18 protein-coding genes are annotated in these 19,340 nt (G+C 73.0%); 13 read left to right on the top strand and 5 right to left on the bottom strand.

All coding sequences use genetic code 11. From position 1 onward, the window contains the following. Window positions 1–9: 9 nt before the first annotated feature. On the bottom strand, window positions 10–1,848 hold the full coding sequence (locus tag CUC05_RS18920) for a trypsin-like serine protease (protein ID WP_170128060.1): 1,839 nt from the start codon (window positions 1,846–1,848) through the stop codon (window positions 10–12). Window positions 1,849–1,973: 125 nt separating this feature from the next. On the opposite strand from CUC05_RS18920, the gene CUC05_RS18915 reads away from it, so the two are divergent. The 5 genes from CUC05_RS18915 to CUC05_RS18895 all read left to right on the top strand — a co-directional run bounded on the left by CUC05_RS18915 (window position 1,974) and on the right by CUC05_RS18895 (window position 8,062). Next, complete coding sequence (locus tag CUC05_RS18915) at window positions 1,974–2,540, top strand: DsbA family oxidoreductase (RefSeq protein ID WP_157965760.1); 567 nt, start codon at window positions 1,974–1,976, stop codon at window positions 2,538–2,540. Between the two features lie 133 nt (window positions 2,541–2,673). Continuing rightward, the gene (locus CUC05_RS18910) at window positions 2,674–4,098 is read left to right on the top strand and encodes a serine/threonine-protein kinase (RefSeq protein WP_108667684.1); all 1,425 of its coding nucleotides are present in this window, start codon (window positions 2,674–2,676) and stop codon (window positions 4,096–4,098) included. 113 nt (window positions 4,099–4,211) lie between these two features. Further along, window positions 4,212–4,643, top strand: coding sequence for a hypothetical protein (locus CUC05_RS18905; RefSeq protein WP_157965759.1), 432 nt, complete (start codon window positions 4,212–4,214; stop codon window positions 4,641–4,643). 192 nt (window positions 4,644–4,835) lie between these two features. Beyond that, window positions 4,836–6,347, top strand: coding sequence for an aldehyde dehydrogenase family protein (locus CUC05_RS18900; protein ID WP_108667763.1), 1,512 nt, complete (start codon window positions 4,836–4,838; stop codon window positions 6,345–6,347). 65 nt (window positions 6,348–6,412) lie between these two features. Then, window positions 6,413–8,062, top strand: a complete 1,650-nt coding sequence (locus tag CUC05_RS18895; RefSeq protein WP_157965758.1) for a hypothetical protein — start codon at window positions 6,413–6,415, stop codon at window positions 8,060–8,062. On the opposite strand, the gene meaB is transcribed toward CUC05_RS18895, so the two are convergent. Both meaB and CUC05_RS18885 read right to left on the bottom strand, forming a co-directional pair. Further along, the gene (gene meaB / locus CUC05_RS18890; protein ID WP_108667681.1) at window positions 8,023–8,970 is read right to left on the bottom strand and encodes a methylmalonyl Co-A mutase-associated GTPase MeaB; all 948 of its coding nucleotides are present in this window, start codon (window positions 8,968–8,970) and stop codon (window positions 8,023–8,025) included. The two genes, CUC05_RS18895 and meaB, sit on opposite strands and share 40 nt — an antisense overlap. 109 nt (window positions 8,971–9,079) lie before the next feature. Then, window positions 9,080–10,261 (bottom strand): acetyl-CoA C-acetyltransferase, encoded by a 1,182-nt coding sequence (locus CUC05_RS18885; protein ID WP_108667680.1) that lies wholly within the window; start codon window positions 10,259–10,261, stop codon window positions 9,080–9,082. Between the two features lie 68 nt (window positions 10,262–10,329). Here CUC05_RS18885 and CUC05_RS18880 point away from each other — a divergent pair, with 68 nt between their 5' ends. Both CUC05_RS18880 and CUC05_RS18875 read left to right on the top strand, forming a co-directional pair. After that, window positions 10,330–10,887: a hypothetical protein gene (locus tag CUC05_RS18880; protein WP_108667679.1), complete on the top strand. Its 558-nt coding sequence runs from the start codon at window positions 10,330–10,332 to the stop codon at window positions 10,885–10,887. Then, the gene (locus tag CUC05_RS18875) at window positions 10,884–11,456 is read left to right on the top strand and encodes a hypothetical protein (protein WP_108667678.1); all 573 of its coding nucleotides are present in this window, start codon (window positions 10,884–10,886) and stop codon (window positions 11,454–11,456) included. The genes CUC05_RS18880 and CUC05_RS18875 overlap by 4 nt, the downstream gene beginning before the upstream one ends. Before the next feature lie 9 nt (window positions 11,457–11,465). Here the strand turns inward: CUC05_RS18875 and CUC05_RS18870 are convergent, their stop codons facing one another. Then, window positions 11,466–12,908, bottom strand: coding sequence for a hypothetical protein (locus CUC05_RS18870; protein ID WP_108667677.1), 1,443 nt, complete (start codon window positions 12,906–12,908; stop codon window positions 11,466–11,468). A gap of 38 nt (window positions 12,909–12,946) precedes the next feature. After that, on the bottom strand, window positions 12,947–13,477 hold the full coding sequence (locus CUC05_RS18865; protein ID WP_157965757.1) for a hypothetical protein: 531 nt from the start codon (window positions 13,475–13,477) through the stop codon (window positions 12,947–12,949). 69 nt (window positions 13,478–13,546) lie between these two features. On the opposite strand from CUC05_RS18865, the gene CUC05_RS18860 reads away from it, so the two are divergent. From CUC05_RS18860 to CUC05_RS24880, 6 genes are all read left to right on the top strand, one after another. Then, window positions 13,547–13,798 (top strand): hypothetical protein, encoded by a 252-nt coding sequence (locus CUC05_RS18860; protein ID WP_108667675.1) that lies wholly within the window; start codon window positions 13,547–13,549, stop codon window positions 13,796–13,798. Beyond that, window positions 13,795–14,484, top strand: coding sequence for a hypothetical protein (locus tag CUC05_RS18855; RefSeq protein ID WP_108667674.1), 690 nt, complete (start codon window positions 13,795–13,797; stop codon window positions 14,482–14,484). Before CUC05_RS18860 ends, CUC05_RS18855 begins: the two co-directional genes overlap by 4 nt. Next, window positions 14,484–14,945, top strand: coding sequence for a methylmalonyl-CoA epimerase (mce, locus tag CUC05_RS18850; protein ID WP_108667673.1), 462 nt, complete (start codon window positions 14,484–14,486; stop codon window positions 14,943–14,945). The genes CUC05_RS18855 and mce overlap by 1 nt, the downstream gene beginning before the upstream one ends. Window positions 14,946–14,956: 11 nt before the next feature. Next, on the top strand, window positions 14,957–15,337 hold the full coding sequence (locus tag CUC05_RS18845) for a hypothetical protein (RefSeq protein WP_205712431.1): 381 nt from the start codon (window positions 14,957–14,959) through the stop codon (window positions 15,335–15,337). A gap of 29 nt (window positions 15,338–15,366) precedes the next feature. Beyond that, a complete protein-coding gene (locus CUC05_RS18840; RefSeq protein WP_108667672.1) occupies window positions 15,367–15,996 on the top strand; it encodes an MBL fold metallo-hydrolase in 630 nt (209 codons plus the stop codon). A gap of 205 nt (window positions 15,997–16,201) precedes the next feature. Continuing rightward, window positions 16,202–19,330 (top strand): cell wall-binding repeat-containing protein, encoded by a 3,129-nt coding sequence (locus CUC05_RS24880; protein ID WP_108667671.1) that lies wholly within the window; start codon window positions 16,202–16,204, stop codon window positions 19,328–19,330. Window positions 19,331–19,340: the final 10 nt, after the last annotated feature.

Here is a 19,340-nt window from a genome sequence, read left to right as displayed (position 1 = left end):
GTCGCGACGTCAGCAGGCTGCTTGCCCCAGCGTTCGGGCGACCCGGGTCATCACGTCGTCGGTGATCAGGTCATGGCCGCCGACGGCGAGGGGTTGCGCACCCATGCCGCAGATGCGGAGCTCGACCAGGCCCGGCAGGACGTCGCCGTGCTCGCCCTCGACCGGCACGAACACCCCGGCCGTGGCGCCGACGATCGGCACGGCGGAGAGGATGTGGGCATACCCGTCGTCGCGACGCACGTTGACGGCGACCGCGGTGTCGGGAGGGGCCTGTCCACGCGCGGCGAGCTCCAGGCGATGGAACGCCGCGATCTGGCTGCCGGTCTCGGCCCGGCTGGCACCCGCGAGCCGCTGGACCTCATCGGCGCCGCTCACCCGGGCGGCCACGTCGACCACCGTGTCGCTGACCGCGGACGGGCCACCGACGACGAGCAGGCGGTCGACCTGCATGCGCCGCAGGGCGGCCTCCACCGCTTCCGGCATCCGGTCGGCCGGCACCAGCAGGATCGGGTAGCCCCACCACACCGACAGCTGCCCGGCCAGCACGGCGTCCGGCCACGCCCCGGACGTCGCGAGCACGACCGTGCCGAACGGGGGTCGGTTGTCCTTGCCGTAGCGGGCGACGACCTCGTCGGCGACCGCGACCGCGGTTGTCTCGCGGCTGTCACCGGCGAGGCGGACCGGGACGAATCCCTCCGCGCGCACCGCCTCGACGGCCTCCTCCGGGACGGCCGCCCGGCCGCCGAGGACGTACACCGTGGCGCCGGGGCGAAGCGCACGGCGGAGCTCCTGCCGGGTCGCGTCGGCCAGGGGGCCCCGGGAGGAGGTGAACAGCAGCGGTCCACGGCCGTAGAGCAGAGCGCTGCCGGCCAACCCGTCGGGGAACGCGTCGTCGCGGGTGATGACGGCCACGTCGCTGCTGGCCTCGGCGAAGACCGCGCGAGAGGACGCCACGGCCTGCTCGATCGGCGACGTCGTCGTCGTCGAGTCGGCCGCCACGCGCACGACCCGGTCGACCAACGTGGGGTCGTCCTCGGGCACGGTCGGTCCCACGTTGCCGGCGATGACGTCGTCGATGAACGGGCGGGCTGCGGCGACGCTGGCGTACACGCCGGGCTGGCCCACGCCGCACTGGGGCGACCCGAAGGCGGTGATGCCGAACTGCTCGGCGGGTTCGTCGGCGACCGGGAACAGCAGCGGACCGCCCGAGTCGCCGCGGCAGGCGTCGGGTCGGGGATCGTCCTCGGTCCCGCCGCCCCCGGCACAGATGTGCAGGGAGGGATCGGGTGAGGGGTCGAAGGCGTCGGCGCACGAGGCCGCCGAGACGATCGGCACATGGGCCTCGTGCAGCACCGCGGTCGACGAGGACGAGGCCTCGGGCCCCGACCCCGTCCGCCCCCAGCCGAGGATGACGCCGACCGTGTCGGGATCGGGCGTGGCCCTGCCGGCCTCGGCAAGCCGCTGGACGGGCACGTGGAGGGGTGCATCGACGCGCAGCAGGGCCACGTCGTTGTGGTGGTTGGCGGCCATGAAGTCGGGGTGCACGTACAGGTCGACGCCCAGCCGGTCCGTGCCCACGCTGCGGTCGGTCAGGTCCGCCCGTCCGGCCACCACCCGCACGTCGGATGCGGTGCGCGACTGCTCGCCCGTGATCGAGGAGAAGCAGTGGGCGGCCGTCAGCACGAGGTCCTCGGCGACGGCAGTTCCGGTGCAGAACTGTCCGGCCACGTCGTCGGACGCGTCGGCCCGGATCAGCGCGACCGTCGAGGGCCACGCCGCGGGATCAGCGGGGCCGCCGCCGACCACCGCCCACTCCGACGCGAACGCGGGCACGACGAGTGCGGCCACCAGCAGTCCCAGGAGGGACAGAGCGGCAGCCGCGCGCGCTGAGATGAAGGGGAAACCGCGAACCATCGCAGGCCTTGGACGAACGACGGGCCGCCGATGGTGCGGGTTCCCCCATGATGGGTGGCATGAGCGACGCGGTGACCCTGTTCCACGACCCGACCTCCCCGGCGGCCGCCGTGGCCGTGATGCGCCTGACCGCCCTCGCCAGGGAGGGGCTGCCGATCGCCTTCGAGGGCTTCGAGGCCATCGGGATCGACATGGCGATGCCCGTCGACCTCGACACGCTGGCCGTGATCGACCGCCTGACCCCGGTGGCGGCGGCCGAGGGCCTGTCGCTGCGTCGTCCCCGGTCGTTGCCGCCGACCGGGCTTGCACACGTGCTCCTGGCCCACGGTGAGACGACCGAACGGGCCCACGAGCTGCGCCTCGCGGTCTACCGGGCCTTCTGGGAGCAGCAGCGCACGATCGACGACATCGAGACCCTCGTCCACATCGCCGACGACGCCGGGCTGGACCGCACGGCGGTCGGCGACCTGCTGAGCGACCGCGTGGCCCTGGCGTCGCGACGGCGACTCATGGCGACCCACCGTCGCGACGGCGTCGGTGGCGTACCGGTGATCCTGGCCAGCCGCACGCTCGTGCCCGGGTTGCTCGACACCGACCAGGTCCGCGCCCTCGCCGCCGCCGTCTGAGCGCTGCCCACCCCGGACGCGTGTCGGCAAACGGGCCGCCCGTCGCAGGAACCCGACAACCGTCGGCCACCGAACCGCCGGACATCGCCGGCCCTCCCACACCGGCCGGCGTTTCGCGCAAGACTGGGCAGCCATGCGTGTCATCGCCGGCCGGTACGAGATCCGCGAGTCGCTGGGCTCGGGGGGCATGGCCAACGTCCACCGAGCGCACGACCGCGTCCTGGACCGCGACATCGCCCTGAAGCTGCTGCGCGAGGACATCGGCAAGGACGCGACCCTCCGCGAGCGGTTCCTGCGCGAGGCGCGGCTGGCCGGCTCGCTGAACCACCGCAACATCGTCCGTGTGTACGACGCCGGGGTGGACCACGAGACCCCGTGGATGGCCATGGAGCTGGTCGACGGCCCCTCCCTCCGCGAGCACATGACCGAGATCGGCCCCCTGCCCGTCGACGACGCGGTTGTCGTCATGACCGAGATCCTGTCCGCGCTCGAGGCCGCCCACGAGACGGGCGTCGTCCACCGCGACATCAAGCCGGCCAACATCCTGCTGGCCGGCGACGGCGCGAAGCTCGGCGACTTCGGGATCGCCAAGTCGCTCGTCGCCGCCGGCCGCGACCTGACGCAGCTCAACCAGTTCCTCGGCACCCCCAAGTACACCGCCCCCGAGGTCGCCACCGGCGAGGCCGCCACGACACGATCCGACCTGTACTCCGCCGGGGTGGTCTTCTGGGAGATGCTGGCCGGCCACCCGCCGTTCGAGCACGCCAACCCGCTGACCCTGGCGATGATGCACCGCACCGACCCCCTCCCTCCCCTGCACGAGGTCAGGGAGGGGCTCGACCCGCAGCTCGTGTCCACCATCGAGAGCGCGCTGGCCAAGGATCCCGCCGAGCGGCCACGTGATGCCGGCACCATGCGCGGCATGCTCCTCGCGGGCGCAGCGGGCGCACCGGCTGCGGTCTCGGCCGCCACGAGGGCCATCCCCGTGCTGCCCCCCGCCGCACCGCCCCCTCCCCCGGGCGTCGGGCCTCCCCCTCGCCGGGGCGGACCCGACGGCCGGACCGAGACGTTGGTGACGTCGTTGCCACCACGACCGCCAGCTCCCCCACCGAGCCGCCCCAGGCGCCGCGGGATCGCCAGCACCGTGTGGACGATCCTGGGCTTCCTCGCGCTGGTCGGCATCGCGGTCGCGGCGTTCGTGGCGGCGTCCTCGGACTCCGACGGCACGTCCGGCCCCACGCCCACCGCCACCCCCTCGATCGTGCCGACCACACCCCCGGCGACGACACCCGTGGAGACCACGGCCCCCGAGGTGCCCGTGGAGCCCACCGCCACCCCGACCACACCGGAGCCCACGGAGGAGCCCGAGCCGGACCCGACGACGGAACCCGAACCGGAACCGACCCCCACGCCGACGCCGGCACCCACCGCGCCGGAGCCCACGAGCGGGCCGACGGAGTCGTCGGGGCAGCTCGTCCCCATCCCGCTGCCCGGCGCGCAGACCAACGACGAGGGTGCGGACTCCGGTCGGGGCGACGCCACCCCCGCACCCAGCTGACCGTGGGGCAGGACGCCCGCAGCCGATGGCGTCGATCGACGTCGGAGCGCTAAGGCATGCATGCCGGCATCCGATCAAGGACTACAGCCCCCGCACCCCAGGAGATGCCGGCCATGGTCCAACTGCTGATCGTCGCAGCCTTCGGACTGCTGCTCGCGCGCTGGAGCGGCGGCGCCCCGCTCGTCGTCGACGCCGACACCTCGCTCGCCGCCGTCGACCTGCCCGAGGACATCTGGGCGGCCTTCGACGCCGTCGACAGCGTCGAGGGCAGCCTACTGGCCACCCCGCGTCGGACCCTGACGACCGTCGGCGCGCTCGTGGTCGGGCAGGACGGCTGGGTCTCGACCGCCGCCGCGTTGCGCGATGGGGACGACGCCATCTGGCTGGATGCCGCGGCGGTGGTGCACCCGACGCCGGCCGAGGGACGCATCGCCATCCGTCGGGACGTCGACGGGTACCACCTGCAGCGGCACCGTCCGACGACGCCACGCCGTGAGGCCGCCCGGGCCCGCGCTCGCGTCCGCATCGACAGCCTGTTCGACTGACAGGCCCGTCGACTGACGGGCCGGCTCGGGACCGCGACCGGGGGGCTGGCCGGTCGGCCTTGACACTCCTGCCCGTGTGCTGGGAGAGTTGACTTATCACTGTTCACTCATGCGTTCGTCGTGTGCCGACGACGTGGGTGCCCGATGATGAGCAGCACGCCCCACCCCACGCCCGAGGAGCCGCACGCGCGCATGGCCGATTCGACCGACACCGCCAGGGACCTGCACATCGACGACACGTTCGTGTCGCTCAACCCCGCCACGGGCGAGACGATCGCCACCTACCCCGTCCACTCGGCAGCCGACGTCGACAACGCCGTCATCCGGTCCCGCGCCGCAGCGGCCTGGTGGCGTGACCTCGGGTTCGACGGGCGCAAGCACCGCCTGCTGGCCTGGAAGGGCCTGATCGCCCGGCAGAGCGAGCAGCTGTGCGAGCTGATGCACGTCGAGAACGGCAAGCCGCACGAGGACGCCCTCCTCGAGATCCTGCTGGTCACCGACCACCTCGACTGGGCTGCACGCAACGCCGCGAAGATCATGAAGCCGCGGCGGGTCGGGGGCACGCCGCTGCAGATCGACCACGTCGGCTACCTCGAGTACCTGCCCGCCGGCGTCGTCGGCGTCATCGGGCCGTGGAACTACCCGCTGCACACGCCGATGGGCTCGATCTCCTACGCCCTCGCCGCCGGCAACGCCGTGGTCTTCAAGCCGTCGGAGTACACCACCGGGGTCGGTGTGCGGCTGGCCGAGCTGTTCGCGGAGGTCGTCGACGAGGAACCCGTCCTGCAGGTCATCACCGGCAAGGGCGAAACCGGCGCGGCGCTGTGCGCCAACCCGGGCATCGACGTGCTGGCCTTCACCGGGTCCGCCGCCACCGGCCGCAAGGTCATGGCCGCGTGCGCGGAGAACCTGACCAAGGTCGTCATGGAGTGCGGCGGCAAGGACGCCATGCTCGTGGACGCCGACGCCGACCTCACCAAGGCCGCCGAGGCGGCGCTGTGGGGTGGCTGCGCCAACGGCGGGCAGACCTGTGCCGGCGTGGAGCGCGTCTACGTCCACACCGACGTGCACGACGTCTTCGTCGACGAGGTGGTCGCGCAGGCGCAGGGCATCCGCGCCGGCGACGACGACGAGGCCGACTACGGCCCCATCACCATGCCGTCGCAGATCGACATCATCCGCCGCCACGTCACCGACGCCCTCGACCGTGGGGCACGGGCCGTCGTCGGGGGCCTCGAGTCCATCCGCGACCCCTACGTCGACCCGGTCGTGGTCACCGACGTGCCGCTCGACAGCTCCCTGATGACCGAGGAGACCTTCGGGCCGATCCTGCCGATCGTCAGGGTGTCCGACATGGACGACGCGGTCCGGCAGGCCAACGACTCCTCCTACGGGCTCGGTGCGACGGTCTTCAGCAAGCGTCGCGGCATGGCCCTGGCTCGCCAGCTGAACTGCGGCATGGTGAGCGTCAACAGCGTCCTGCGCTTCGCGGCCCTTCCCGAGCTGCCCTTCGGCGGCCGTGGCGAGTCGGGCTTCGGGCGCATCCACGGCGCCGACGGCCTCAAGGAGTTCACCCAGGCCCGCGCGATCACCAAGCGACGCCTGGACCTCGGCATGGAGTTCGCCAGCTTCCAGCGTCCCGGATGGATCTTCGGGCTGGCCGAGCAGGCCATGAAGCTGATCCACGGCCGCCACACCCGCTAGGCACCTTCCCCCTCGGCCAACCGGCCCGTTCCCGGGCCGCCTCGACGTGCCTACTATCGGCATCGTTGAACATTCGACACCTGTGGCCGGCAATGGTGCTGGCCGCACTCCTGGGGATCGCCCACCTCGTGGTGGTGCCGACCTTCTGGCCCGTGGACGAAACCGCCCACGTCGCCTACGCCACCGAGCTGGTCGAGCACGGCCGGGTGCCGTCCATCGACGACCCCATCCCGCGTGACCTGCGCCAGCCCGGACTGGCCCAGCGGCTGTACTGGGAGCGTGACCAGGGGCGGCAGGGCCGCCTCGACATCTGGACCGCCAACCACCCCCCGCTGCCCTACGCCCTCCAGGGCACCGCCCTGTGGATCGGCGACGGCTTGATCGGCCGCGGCGGCGGCATGGCGCTGGCAAGGCTCGTGTCCACCGCCTGGCTGGTGCTCGGCGTGTGGGCGACGGGGGTGCTGGCCGGCCGCCTGGCCCAGCCCGTCCGTGGGCGCGCACGACGGCGCTGGGGACCCCACGCCGTCGGTGCGCTGGCCGCCACGACCGTGGCGGTCACACCGACCCTGTCCCACCTCGCCGGCGTGGTCTTCAACGACACGGCCGGGTTCGCCATGACCACGTGCTGCCTGCTGCTGGGGGTCGAGACCGCGCTGCGGGGTCCCGGGCGACGCACCCTTCCCCTCCTGGCGCTGCTGACGGCCGTCGGCGGGTTGACCCGCGTGACCGTCCTGCCGGCGATCGGGCTGATGTGGGCGCTCGTGGCCTACGGGTGGTGGCGCACCGCGCAGGTCGACCGCCCGCGCCTGCGACCGCGGCAGGCCCTCTGGGCGCTTGCCGTGATCCCCCCTGCCGCCTTCTGGATCGGCAACGTCGTGCGCTACGGCGACCCGACCGCCTCCACGTGGCTGCTGGATAAGTTCCAGCGTGACCTCAACGAGCCCCTCGCGACGCTGCTCGGCAGCCGTGTCGTGTGGCTGCGCCTGTGGGACCGGATGCTGGCCGACCTGACCACGGGGCACTGGGCGGGCGGGCTCCGCGCCGACCTGACCGAGGCCGTGCTGGTCGCGGGCCTGGTCGGGGCCGGACTCGGCCTTGCCCGATGGGTGCGCGGACCGCGCCGGTCACCCGTACGTCGGCGCGGCTGGGACGTCCGCCTGCGTCGCAACCCCGTCGTGGTGTGCTGGACGGCCTGCGGGGTGCTGGTGGCGTTCCTGGCGTTGGCCGCGCTGGAGTTCCACGCCTCGGGCGGGTCGTTGCACGGCCGCTACGGCATCGGCGGCATGGCGGTCGTCGCCACCGCGATCGTGGTGCTGCTGGCCGCTGCAGGCCGCGTCGGACGGATCGCCGCCACGCTGGTGCCCGCGGTGCTGATGGCCACCAACGGCCTGCTCCTCGCTGCCGTCGTCAACGACGGCAGCCGGACGTGGCGCCGCCCGGGCATCGACCTCGACCTGCCGCGTCTGGCCGGTGACGGCGCCCCTGAGATCGCCGCGGTCCTGTTCCTGCTCGCGACCGCCCTGCTGGCGGCCACGCTGGTCGCGGGCCCCGGCACGGTGCCGGCGGCGACGATGCGTCGTGCCCGCCGGGCACTGGCCGACCCCGCCCGCGGTGCTGGACGAGCGCTCGTCAGCCGGGCGCTTCCCGGTCGGGGCGTCGCGCTCGACGAGGACGGTCAGCCGATCTCGGCCAGCAGGCGGTCCGCGGCGGTGTAGGGGTCCATGTCGCGCGCGGCCACCGCCGCGACGACGGCCTCCAACGCCTCCCCCTCGTCCAGTCCGGCCATGCGCCGCCGGACCTGGGCCAGCAGGATCTCGCGGACCTGCACCCGTGCGGCCGCGCGGCGGTGCCGCAGGTGGCGGCCGGACTCCAGCGACCAGCGGCGGTGGGCGAGCAACCCCTCCACCAGCGCGTCGACACCCTCACCGGTGGCGGCCGTCGTGGCCACGACCGGCGGCGTCCACTCCCCCGGTGGTGCCATGTCGAGCATCCCGCGGATGTCCCGCAGGGTGCGCTGCGCGCCGTCGCGGTCGGCCTTGTTCACCACGTGGATGTCGGCGATCTCCATGATCCCGGCCTTGGCGGCCTGCACGGCGTCGCCCATGCCGGGGGCCTGCACGACCACGGTGGAGTCGGCGATGCTGGCGATCTCGACCTCGGCCTGTCCGACCCCCACCGTCTCGACGATGACGACGTCGAACCCGGCGGCCTCGAGCACCAGCAGGGCATGCGGGGTGGCCCACGACAACCCCCCGAGGTGGCCGCGGGTGGCCATCGAGCGGATGTAGACGCCGTCGTCGACGGCATGGTCGGCCATCCGCACCCGGTCGCCGAGCAGCGCACCCCCCGAGAAGGGTGAGGAGGGATCGACGGCCAGCACCGCCACGGTCAGCCCCCGGGACCGCATCGCCTGGGTGACCGCGCTGGTCAGCGTGGACTTCCCCACCCCCGGCGACCCGGTCAGGCCGATCAGGTGCGAGCCGCCGGTACGCGGGTGCAGGGCCGCCACGATCGCACGCAGCGCCTCGTCGTCGCCGTCCTCGACGGTGCTGAGGGCGCGGGCCAGGGCTCGTCGCTGGCCGGCGAGCAGCCGGTCCACGAGGTCCGCGGTGTCGAGGGGCATGGGGCTCCGGGTGGGGTCACACGGGTGGCACACGACGTGGGGTCATGCGGGGTGGAACGCGACCGTGCGCAGCGGTCGGGGTGACCGCTGCGCACGGAGGGGACGTGGGTTACAGCGCCTCGACGATCAGGGCGTCGCCCTGGCCACCGCCGCCGCACAGCGACGCGGCGCCGGTGCCGCCACCGCGGTTGCGAAGCTCGTTGAGCAGGCTGATGGTGATGCGGGCGCCGGTGCAGCCGATGGGGTGGCCGAGCGCCACCGCACCGCCGTTGACGTTGACCTTGGTCCTGTCGACGCCGAGCAGGCCGGCGGAGTGGATCGCCACCGACGCGAACGCCTCGTTCATCTCGTAGAGGTCCAGGCCCGACGGGTCCAGGTCGACCTTGGCGGCCGCGTTGCGGATGGCGTCGGCCGGCTGGTGGTGCAGCGACGGGTCGGGACCGGCGACGGTGCCGTAGGCCAGGATGCGGCCGAGCGGGGTCAGGCCCAGCTCCTCGGCCTTGCTGGCGGTCGTCAGCACCAGCGCGGCGCCGCCGTCGGAGACCTGCGAGGCGTTGCCAGCGGTGATGGTCCCGTCGCGGGTGAACGCCGGACGCAGGTTGCCCAGCGACTCGGCGGTGGTGCCGGGACGCATGCCCTCGTCCTGCTCGACGACCAGCGGGTCGCCCTTGCGCTGGGGCACCTCGACGGGCACGACCTCGTTGTCGAAGCGCCCGTCCTTCCACGCGGCGACCGCCCGCTCGTGGGACATGGCCGACCACTCGTCCTGCGCCTCGCGGGCGATGGTGTACTCGGTGTTCTTGGCGTCGGAGCCCTCACCCATGTGGACGTGCTCGAAGGCATCCCAGAGGCCGTCGTGGACCATCGAGTCGATGATCTGGCCGTGCCCCATCCGGTAGCCGCTGCGGGCCTTCGGCAGGACGTAGGGGGCGTTGGACATCGACTCCATGCCGCCGGCGACCATGACGTCGGCCTCGCCGAGCATCAGGGTCTGGCGGGCCAGCCCGATCGCGGACATGCCGGAGGGGCACACCTTGTTGATGGTGGTGGCCGGGACGTGCATCGGGATGCCGGCCTTGACCGCGGCCTGGCGAGCGGTGATCTGGCCCTGGCCGGCCTGCAGGACGTGGCCCATGTAGACCTGGTCGACCTGCTCGGGGGCCACACCGGCCCGCTCGAGGGCGGCGGCGATGGCGCGACCACCGAGGTCCATGGCGGTCAGGGAGGACAGGCCACCCTGGAACTTCCCGATGGGGGTCCGGGCGTAGCCGACGATGACGACATCTTGCATGTGGTTCTCCCTGGTGGGTGAGGCGGGCTCGTGAGGACCATTCTTGATGGGGATAGGATCCCGTTGCAATGTCAGCAGTCTGGGTCGGTACCGAAGAGGGCGGCAGAGGGTCGCTTCCCGCCCGCTGCGCCAAGACGGGCGAGCGGTGCATCAACCGGGTGCAGCTGCGCACCTCCGACCTGCCACCGGCCCTCGAATGGGCGACCTGGGCGCGGTTGTGGCCCCGGACGGCGTCGGCGGAGCCCCTGCCGGTGATCGTCAGCATGCTGCCGTCGGTGGCCCGCGTGCACTACCTGCTGCGGCGGACCCGCGACGTCACCTCGGTGGCCGTCGTCGTGCTCGTCCTGCTCGCGCTGACCACGTCCGGCCTGCTCCAGACCGTTGCGATGACGGCCCTGGCGGCCACGGTCGTGACCAAGGTCGTCGTCGCGGTCGTGGGCACCCTCTGGGCGGTCACCGTGCGGGCCGACACCACGGGCGAGTGGCTGCACCTCGACCACGTGCACGACGACTTCGTCACGGCGGCCGAACGGGTCACCGAACGCCCGGACCCCGACCCCGTCCTGCAGGAGCCGTCGCTGGACGCCCTGATCGGGACGGCCGGCGCCACCGCGTCGGACACGTGAGCGAGACGACGACCTCGCTGCTCCGGATCGACGCAGAGGAGCTCGCGGGGGACCTGCCCCTGGTCTGCGCCCGGACGGGTCGGCACGACGCGTTGCCGACCCCGGTCTGGTTCGCCCGGTCGCCCTCGTGGGCGTGGCTGCCCCTCGCGTTGCTGCTGCTGGCCGCGATGGCCACCACGTCGTGGGCGCCGCTCGCGTCCTGGTGGATGGTCGGCGCGGTGGCCGTGCCGATCGTGACCAGCCGGGGTGTGACCGGGCGGGTGCCGCTGTCCCCGAGCGTGCACGACCGGATCGTGGCGCTGCGCCGTCGCCGGCTCGGGGTCATCCTCGCGGCGCTGCTGCTCACCTGGGTGGCCGTCGGCCTGTGGCTGATCGGTTCGCGGGCCGGCGGCATGCTCGTCATGGCCCTGGTCGTCGGGCTGTACCTGATGGTGGTCGGCATGTTCTGGACCGGCCGGCACATCGGCGTGCGGGGCTGGCCGGAGGACGACGGCGGCGCGACCCTGCGCGACGTCCATCCCGCCTTCGTCGACGCAGTGCAGCTGCGCCGCACCGGCCACCGCCCCTGACCGATCCGGTCAGCGCTGGCAGAGGGGGGTACCGGCCGTCGGGGTCAGGCAGCGGGTGTCGCGCACCTCGCGGGGGGTCTCGTACAGCAGCGGCCCCTCGTCCTGCAGCACGAAGATCGGGTTGCCGACGGGCTTGGGTCCGCCCAGCGGGCTCTCCAGCGTCGTGTCGGCGCTGACGAGGAAGACGCGCCCCTGCGGGTCGACCTCGGTGGTGAAGAAGTCGCCCAGCCGGCGGTCGCCGCCCTCGCCGGTGTTGAGGTTGCAGGTCGTCCCCGACAGGCAGACCGCGCCGACGTGGATGGGATCGGGGGTGGCGACGGCGACGCTCCACTGCGGCGGGACGAACGCCGTGGTCCCGTCGGGGCAGGTGACCGTGGTGCCGGTCGCGTTGAGCGTGGTGGCGCTGACCAGGTGGAAGGAGCGGGGGTCGTCGGCCGGGCTCATCATCCAGCTGACGTTGACCCGATCCTCGTCGCCGGCGGTGACCCACGACCACATCGCACGGCCCTCGAAGGGCAGCGGGATCTGGCTGACCTCGCCCCACGTCTCGGTGTCCCGGTCGAAGTACCCGAAGTCCACGTACCCCCCGTCGCCGTCCTGGCCGGCGGTGGCCCGGTAGGCGTTGCCGACGGCGTCGACGGCCAGGCCGGTGTCGAAGAACTGGGTGCCGCTGCGCAGGGTCGGCCCCTGGTGGACCATCCACGACTCGCCGTCGTCGGCGGTGATCGCGATCGAGCTGCGGCCGACCGGGCCGATCAGGCCGTCGTCGGGGTTCGTCGGGTCCGGGTAGGGCTTGGCGTTGATCGGCACGTTGACGCCGATGGGCAGCCAGGTCACGCCGTGGTCGGTCGAGCGCCACAGCTGCCGGGCGGTGTTGACGTAGAGGAAGACCTCGCCGTCCTCCAGCGCCGCCAGCCACGGCCGGTCGCCCGAGGTGGCCTCGGGGTTGGCCAGCGCGTAGCTCTGCCCGTCGTCCAGCGAGGCGAAGACCGACACGTTCGCCAGGTCGATCTCGGTGTTGTAGATGTTGCCGGCCTGGTCGATGGCGTAGTCGGGGTCGGAGAACCCGGTGGAGGTGGCGGAGTGCGGGCCGGTGTTCAGCCCGGCGAGGCCGATGTAGTCCCACGTCCGGCCACCGTCGACGGAGCGCCAGTTCAGCACCTGGTTGGTGTAGCCGACCGCAAAGTCGTCCACGCCGCCGAGGGCGTCGGGGTTCTTGTACAGGTGGGTGGTCCCGGCGTGGGCCGAGACGTTCAGGGAGCCGTCGTGGCCGACGACGGCCACCGGTTCCCCACCCGCCCGGTCCGGGTCGATGACGACCCGTTCGGCGAACCCGATCGGCTCGGGCACGAGGTCCACGCAGGCGACGTCGTCACCGCCGGCGACGGCCACGGGCAGGACGCTGCCCAGCAGGGCAGCGGTGAGGGCGAGGAGGACCAGGCGAAGGCGCATGGCCGGGGGGTTCGACGCCGGATGCCCACGTTCCTGCGTCAGCCGCCGTCCTGTCCCAGCGGGGCCGGGGGCGAGCCGTCCTCGGCGGTGATCAGGGCGACGAAGATCGACTCGGTCCGGCAGATCCCCTGCGCCTTGACGAACAGGCGGTGCTGTCCGTCGGTGACGAGGGTCTCGGACTCCCAGATCTCGTCCTCGACGTTGATGATCTCCAGCACCTCGAGGTTGGCGGCGCTGACGTAGTCGGCCCGCACGCCGATGGGGGTCAGCGGCACCCAGCCCTCGACCTGCACGAGCGGGCCGTCCTGGCTGACCGCCGTCAGCCGTGCACCGTCGGGCAGGTGCAGCCCCTCGACGCTGTCCACCGGTGCCACCGCCTCGGGCTGCTCGCCGCATTCGCCGAGCCCCTCCAGCGGGGCCAGCAGCTCGCTGGCGATGTCGGTGGCGAACGTCGCGGGCACCTCGACGCCGTCGGCCACCGGGTCGCCGTCGCCGCCCCCACCGCACGCGATCGCCAGCAGCACGAACACCAGCCCGACCGTCCTGCCGCCCGTCCGCCACGCCGCCATGGCACCCACGGTATCCGTCGATGCGACGCAGAGTTGGCCCACGCGGACGCTGCACGAGACGATGCGCCGATGCCTCCCACCGACGACGACCTCGACACCGCCCCCGGGTCGGCCGACCTGTCGGCGCTCCGCGACGCGCTCGGCCAACCCCCGCCCGGATCGCTGGCCACGCTGGACCAGGCCGTCGTCGACGACCTGGCCGGCCTGGTCGTCGACGCCCGCAGGGGCCAGGAGTCCGACCTGGTGCAGGCCATCGACGATGCCCTGCGGCTGGTCCCCCGCCCCCTCCGTGGTGTGGTCAAGCGGGTGATCCTGCCGTGAGCCGGTTCGACCCCGCCCACCTGGAGCTGCTGCGGCTCGCGCGCTTGCTGAAGGTCGACCCCGACCGGCTGGAACCGCTGTCGGGCCTGCCCGTGGAGGACCTCCGCACGCTGCGCGACCGCATCGCCGAGCGGCTGTTCGAGGAGGGCCGCGACGCCTTCCAGCGTGCGGCCAACGTCGCCAACTTCGTGCCGGCGCCGCTGGCGGCCAAGCTGGCGGAGCACGCCCTCGGTCCGGTGCTGGCCGCCCGCACCACCGCCGTCACCCCGCCGCAGAAGGCCGTGGAGCTGTCCGGCCGGTTCTCCGCCGGCTTCCTCGCCGACGTCGCCGAGGAGATCGACCCCCGCGTCGTGGACGACCTCGTGCAGTCGTTGCCGGCCCGTGTGGTCGCCGACGTCGGCCGCGAGCTTGCCGCTCGGGAGGAGTGGCTGGTCATGGCCGACTTCGTCGGCGGCATCTCCAGCCCCGCGCTGGTCGCCACCGTCGATGCGCTGTCCACCGAGGCGATCCTCCGCATCGCGGTGTACCTGGAGGATCCCGATCGGCTGGACGAGGTCGTGGCCCTGCTCGACGACGATCGGCTGGCCGACGCCGTCACCGTGGCCCGCGCCGAGGGCCTCGAGGAGGAGCTCGCCTGGATCACCGAATCGGTCGGCGACGAACAACGTGCAAGGATTCCCTCCTGATGAAGCTGCAACGAATCGATCATGTCGGGTACGCCGTCGAGGACCTCGAGGCGGCCATCGCGTTCCACGAGCGCCTGTACGGGGCGGAGGTGGCGCATCGGGAGACCATCGAGACCGACGGCGTCGCCGAGGCCCTGCTGGCGATCGGCCCGTCGTTCATCCAGCTGCTGACGCCGACGCGTGACGACTCGCCGGTGGCGAAGTTCTTGGAGCGCAACGGCGAGGGTGTGCACCACATCGGCTACGGCGTGGCCGACATCGAGGCCACCTTCAAGGAGCTGCAGGACATCGGCGTGCGGCTGGTCGAGGACCACCCCCGACCCGGCAGCCGCGGCTGCACCGTGGCCTTCCTCCACCCCAAGCACGCCATGGGCGTGCTGGTGGAGCTGGTGGAGGACCCGACGCTGGAGGGGCGGCCATACGACCCGCCCGGCGCTGCGTCGGGGCATCCCCAGCCCTAGACTCCGCGAGCGTGGGACTGTTCGACCGGTTCAAGCGGCGCAAGGGCGACGACGACGTGCCCTCGACCGGTGGGCCGAGCGGCAAGGCGATCAGCGAGCTCAAGGAGTTCCTCGCCACCCACGAGGGCGTCGAGGGGTTCATCGAACCTCCCACCGCGGTCTACGCGATGACGCTGCTGCTGGTCGCCTGGGACGGCGAGTACCTGCGCCGACCGGTCAAGCACGCCAAGCAGGCCAGCAAGATCTGCGAGGACGCCGGCGTGCCGCTGTACGAGGCCCGCAAGGTCGGCTACCCCAAGCGGATGAAGGACTACGAGCGCGGCATCAAGCGGGAGTCCGTGTCGCTGGAGGACCTGCCCCCGCTCGAGGTCACCGACGACCGCGACGACTGACGGACCCCGACCACCGGAGGACACGCGACATGGCCACGCTTCGCCGGCTGACGAACTCCTGCCTGACGGTGACCGACGACCACGGGACGACGCTGTTCGACCCCGGGTTCTTCACCTTCACCTCCGGCGCGATCGACCTGGACAGCATCGGTGACGTGCAGCGGGTGCTGATCACCCACGAGCACGGCGACCACGTGCACCCCGACTTCGTCCGCTGGCTGCTGGACCGGGGCACCGATGTCGTCGTGCACGGGCCGCAGTCGGTCGCCGACCTGCTGGCCACCCACGACATCCCCGTGGACACCACCGCACCGGCCGGTACGAGCGTCGAGGACGTCGTGCACGAGCAGGTGCCCTCCGGCGCCAGGCCACCCAACCGGGCCTGGACCATCGACGGGCTGTTCACCCACCCCGGGGACAGCTACCAGCCGGCGACCACCGCGCCCGTGCTTGCCCTCCCGCTGCTGGTGCCGTGGGGGTCCACGACGGCAAGCGTCGCGTTCGCCCGTCGGCTGGCACCGCAGCAGGTCGTCCCGATCCACGACTTCTACCTCTCCTCCTCCGGTCGCGAGTTCATCGCTGGGATGGCCGGGGGTGTGCTCGCCGACGACGGCATCGAGCTGATCGCCCTCGACTGGGGCCAGTCCGCCACCCTGTGATCCCGCGAGGGTCATTTGTGATCCCGCCAGGGTCACTGTGATCCCGCGAGGGTCACTCCCCGTCGACGGGTCCGTGCGGCGACCGACGACGCTGCGATCGATGCAGGAACTGCACCACCGGTCACACAACTTCGTAACCGGGGGGGCTGTCGAAGCGTAGGACGGTCCGAACCGTCCATGTCCTCGACCGCCCCTCGGAGTCGTCGTGTCCCTGCCCCCCTCCGCCCGGCCGGCTGCCCGGCCAGCCGCCCGTGGCCTCGCCGGGCTCACCGTGCTGCTGCTCCTGCTCGCCGCGGCCCCTGCAGCACGTGCAGGGTCCACCGCACCCACGATGGAGCACCGGTCGACCTCCGTCCTGTCCCCCTCGACCGACGCACAACGCCTGCGGGACGCCCGAGCGGCAGCGGGCGACGGCCCCGTCGCGACGGCGCTCCTGGACCTCGCGGTGCGGGCCGGCGACGTCGAGGGCCGCGTCCTCACCGTCGACGGGGCCCCGCGGCCGGCGGCCGACGTGGCGGACGGTGACGGCAGCGACGACGGCACCGCGGCCGGGAACCGGGACGGCGCCTGGGCGCAGATGGGGATGCCGGTCGGTGTGGTGTACGGCGGTGACGACGGGTCCGACACGTTCCCGATCGGCGACCTCGACCGTGACGGCCACGACGACATCGTGACCCTGACCTTCGACGCGGCGGGGGTCACGCTCGTCGCGCTCAGCGGGGTCGACGGCGCGCCGCTGTGGATCGCACCGCAGCCGGACGGGCTGGTCGGCACGCTGCTGCAGGCCGTGCCCGACGTGGACGGCGACGGTCGTCGTGACCTGCTGGCCACCGGTGTCGGCCTGACCGAGTACGCGGGATCCGGCCACTGCGACGAGACCTCCTGCCGGGACGAGTTCGTGGAGTCCGTCACCTGGGAGGTCAGCATGCTCAGCGGTGCCACCGGCACGTCGTTGTGGCGCGACGCCGTCGACGGGCACGTCAGCTACACCTACAGCTGGGACGTCGACACCGGTGGGGAGACCTACCGGATCGAGTCCTCCAACTTCCCCCTCACCTTCCTCGCGTCCGGTGACCTCGACGGGGACGCCGCGCTCGACCTGATCAGCACGCGGACGACCTACACCGAGTCCAGCGATGCCGAACGCACGGGGACGTTCCCCGGCCCGGTGACGACCACGGAGACACAGTCCTTCGAGGGGGCGTCGACGATCCTGCTGGTCGACGGCGCCGACGGCACCACGATCCGCGAGCTGGCGGAGTCGGGACAGGGCACCGTCCTGCACGCCGTGCCCGTGCCCGACATCGACGGGGACGCCCTGACCGACGTGCTGGTGACCCGTACCCACGGGGCGAACGGATCCCGGACGTGCACCCAGCTGCTGATCCAGCTGCAGTGCCAGGAAACGAGCACGCGTGCCCACCACGACGTCCTGCTGCTCGACGGCGCTGACCTGTCGACGGCCTGGTCCCACGAGGTCCTGTCGGAGTCGGTCGGTGCGCGTGCACCCGGCGACCTGACGGGCGACGGCGCCGTGGACGTGCTCGTCACCGACCGGTCCGCTTCCTCCGACCCCGAGTCGTCCCGGCCACACCTGACCGTGCTCGACGCCACGGACGGCAGCCAGCTGTGGACCTGGACCGCTCCGACGGTCGACGGGGACGCCTACAGCGACGGCGTCTCGTTGGTGGCGACCACCCCCATCGACGGCGTCGCCGGCAAGGACATCGTCCTGCGGCGCCAGGTGTTCACCTACGACAGCGACACCGGCGAGGAGTCCGGTGAGCTGCACCTGATCCGTCTCGCCGGCGACGACGGCGACGAGCTGCTGACCACCGTCACCGAGGGAACCACGTTCTGGTACGACAGTCGCGCGGCGGACGCCGACGGCGACGGGACCGACGACGTCGTCCTGATGGGGTTCGACTACGACCCCCAGTCCGGCACGGAGACCAGCCTGCTGCTGGTGGAAGCCGGTGACGACGGCGAGACGCTGCTGACCCGCGACCTCCCGATCTTCGCCGACCTGACCGTCCTCGGCGACGTCGACGGCGACGGTGGGGCCGAGGCCGTCGTCATCGACTTCGGCTTCGACGTCGCGTTCGGCTACGGCGACAGCGGCGACGGCGACGAGGGCGCCGGCGGGGGGACCGACGCCGACGCGACCGGGACCGATGTGTTCGCCCTGGACGGCGGTGCGGTCCGCTGGACGGTGCCCGGCGTGCCCGACGGGTTCACCACCATCGAGCCGGCCGGCGACCTCGACGGCGCGGGCGACGGCGTGGACCTGCTGGTCCAGTCCTTCGCCGTCTTCGGCGACGTCCCGATGACCCTCACGGCCGCCCGTGCGGGCGCCGACGGCCGGCTGCTGTGGTCCGACCCGGACCCCGTCGCCATCAGCCGCGTGGCGGGACCGTCGCGGACGGCGACGGCCGCCGCGCTCTCGGCCGCAACCCGCCAGACCGCATCCACGGTGGTCGTCGCACGCGCCGACGCGTGGCCCGACGCCATCGCCGGCGGCCCGTTGGCCGCCATGATGGACGCCTCCCTGCTGCTGACGGCCGGGGACGGCCTGTCGGCCGACACGGCCGCCGAGATCGTCCGACTGGGGGCGACCCGGGCCGTGCTGCTGGGCGGCGAGCAGGCCCTCTCGGCCCGGGTGGACGCCGACCTGCGTGCTGCCGGCCTGGCCGTGGAACGCCTCGCCGGCAGCGACCGGTTCGCCACGGCCGGGCTGATCGCGCAGCGCGTCGTGGCGGAGGGGGGCGACGGCTCACGCGTGGCGGTCGTCCGCGGCACCCACCCCGACCCCGAGCAGGGGTGGTCCGACGCCGTCGTCGCCGCTGCCCACGGGGCGGCCGACGGGCACCCGATCCTGCTCGCGGCGACCGACGGCCTGTCGCCGAGCACGCTCGACGCCCTGAGGACACTGTCCCCCACGTCCGTCCTGGTCCTCGGTGGGCCTTCCGCGGTGTCGGTCGACGCCGAGCAGCAGGTCCGCGACACCGGCGCCCGGACCCTGCGCGTCAGCGGGACCGACCGGTACTCCACCGCCCGGATCGTGGCCGACCTGGCGGTGGACGCCGGGACGTCGCCCCGCCGGGTCTGGGTGGCCACCGGCAGGCGGTTCCCCGACGCGCTGGCCGCGAGCGCGGCGGTCGGGACCGGCAGTGTCCTGCTGCTGGCCGACGGCGACACGAACGACCGGGCCGAGGAGCTGCTCGGCTTCGTCGGCACCCACCGCGACGAGGTCGCCGAGCTGGTCCTCATCGGTGGGTCCGCAGCCCTGTCGGACACCCTGGAGACCCGGCTGCGGCGGCTGCTCGCGGAGTGACGAGCCGTCC

The organism is Euzebya rosea (genome assembly GCF_003073135.1).
Classification (GTDB): Bacteria; Actinomycetota; Nitriliruptoria; order Euzebyales; family Euzebyaceae; genus Euzebya; species Euzebya rosea.
Note: the sequence above shows the minus strand (reverse complement) of the source record. Positions and strands in the feature narration are given on the sequence as shown.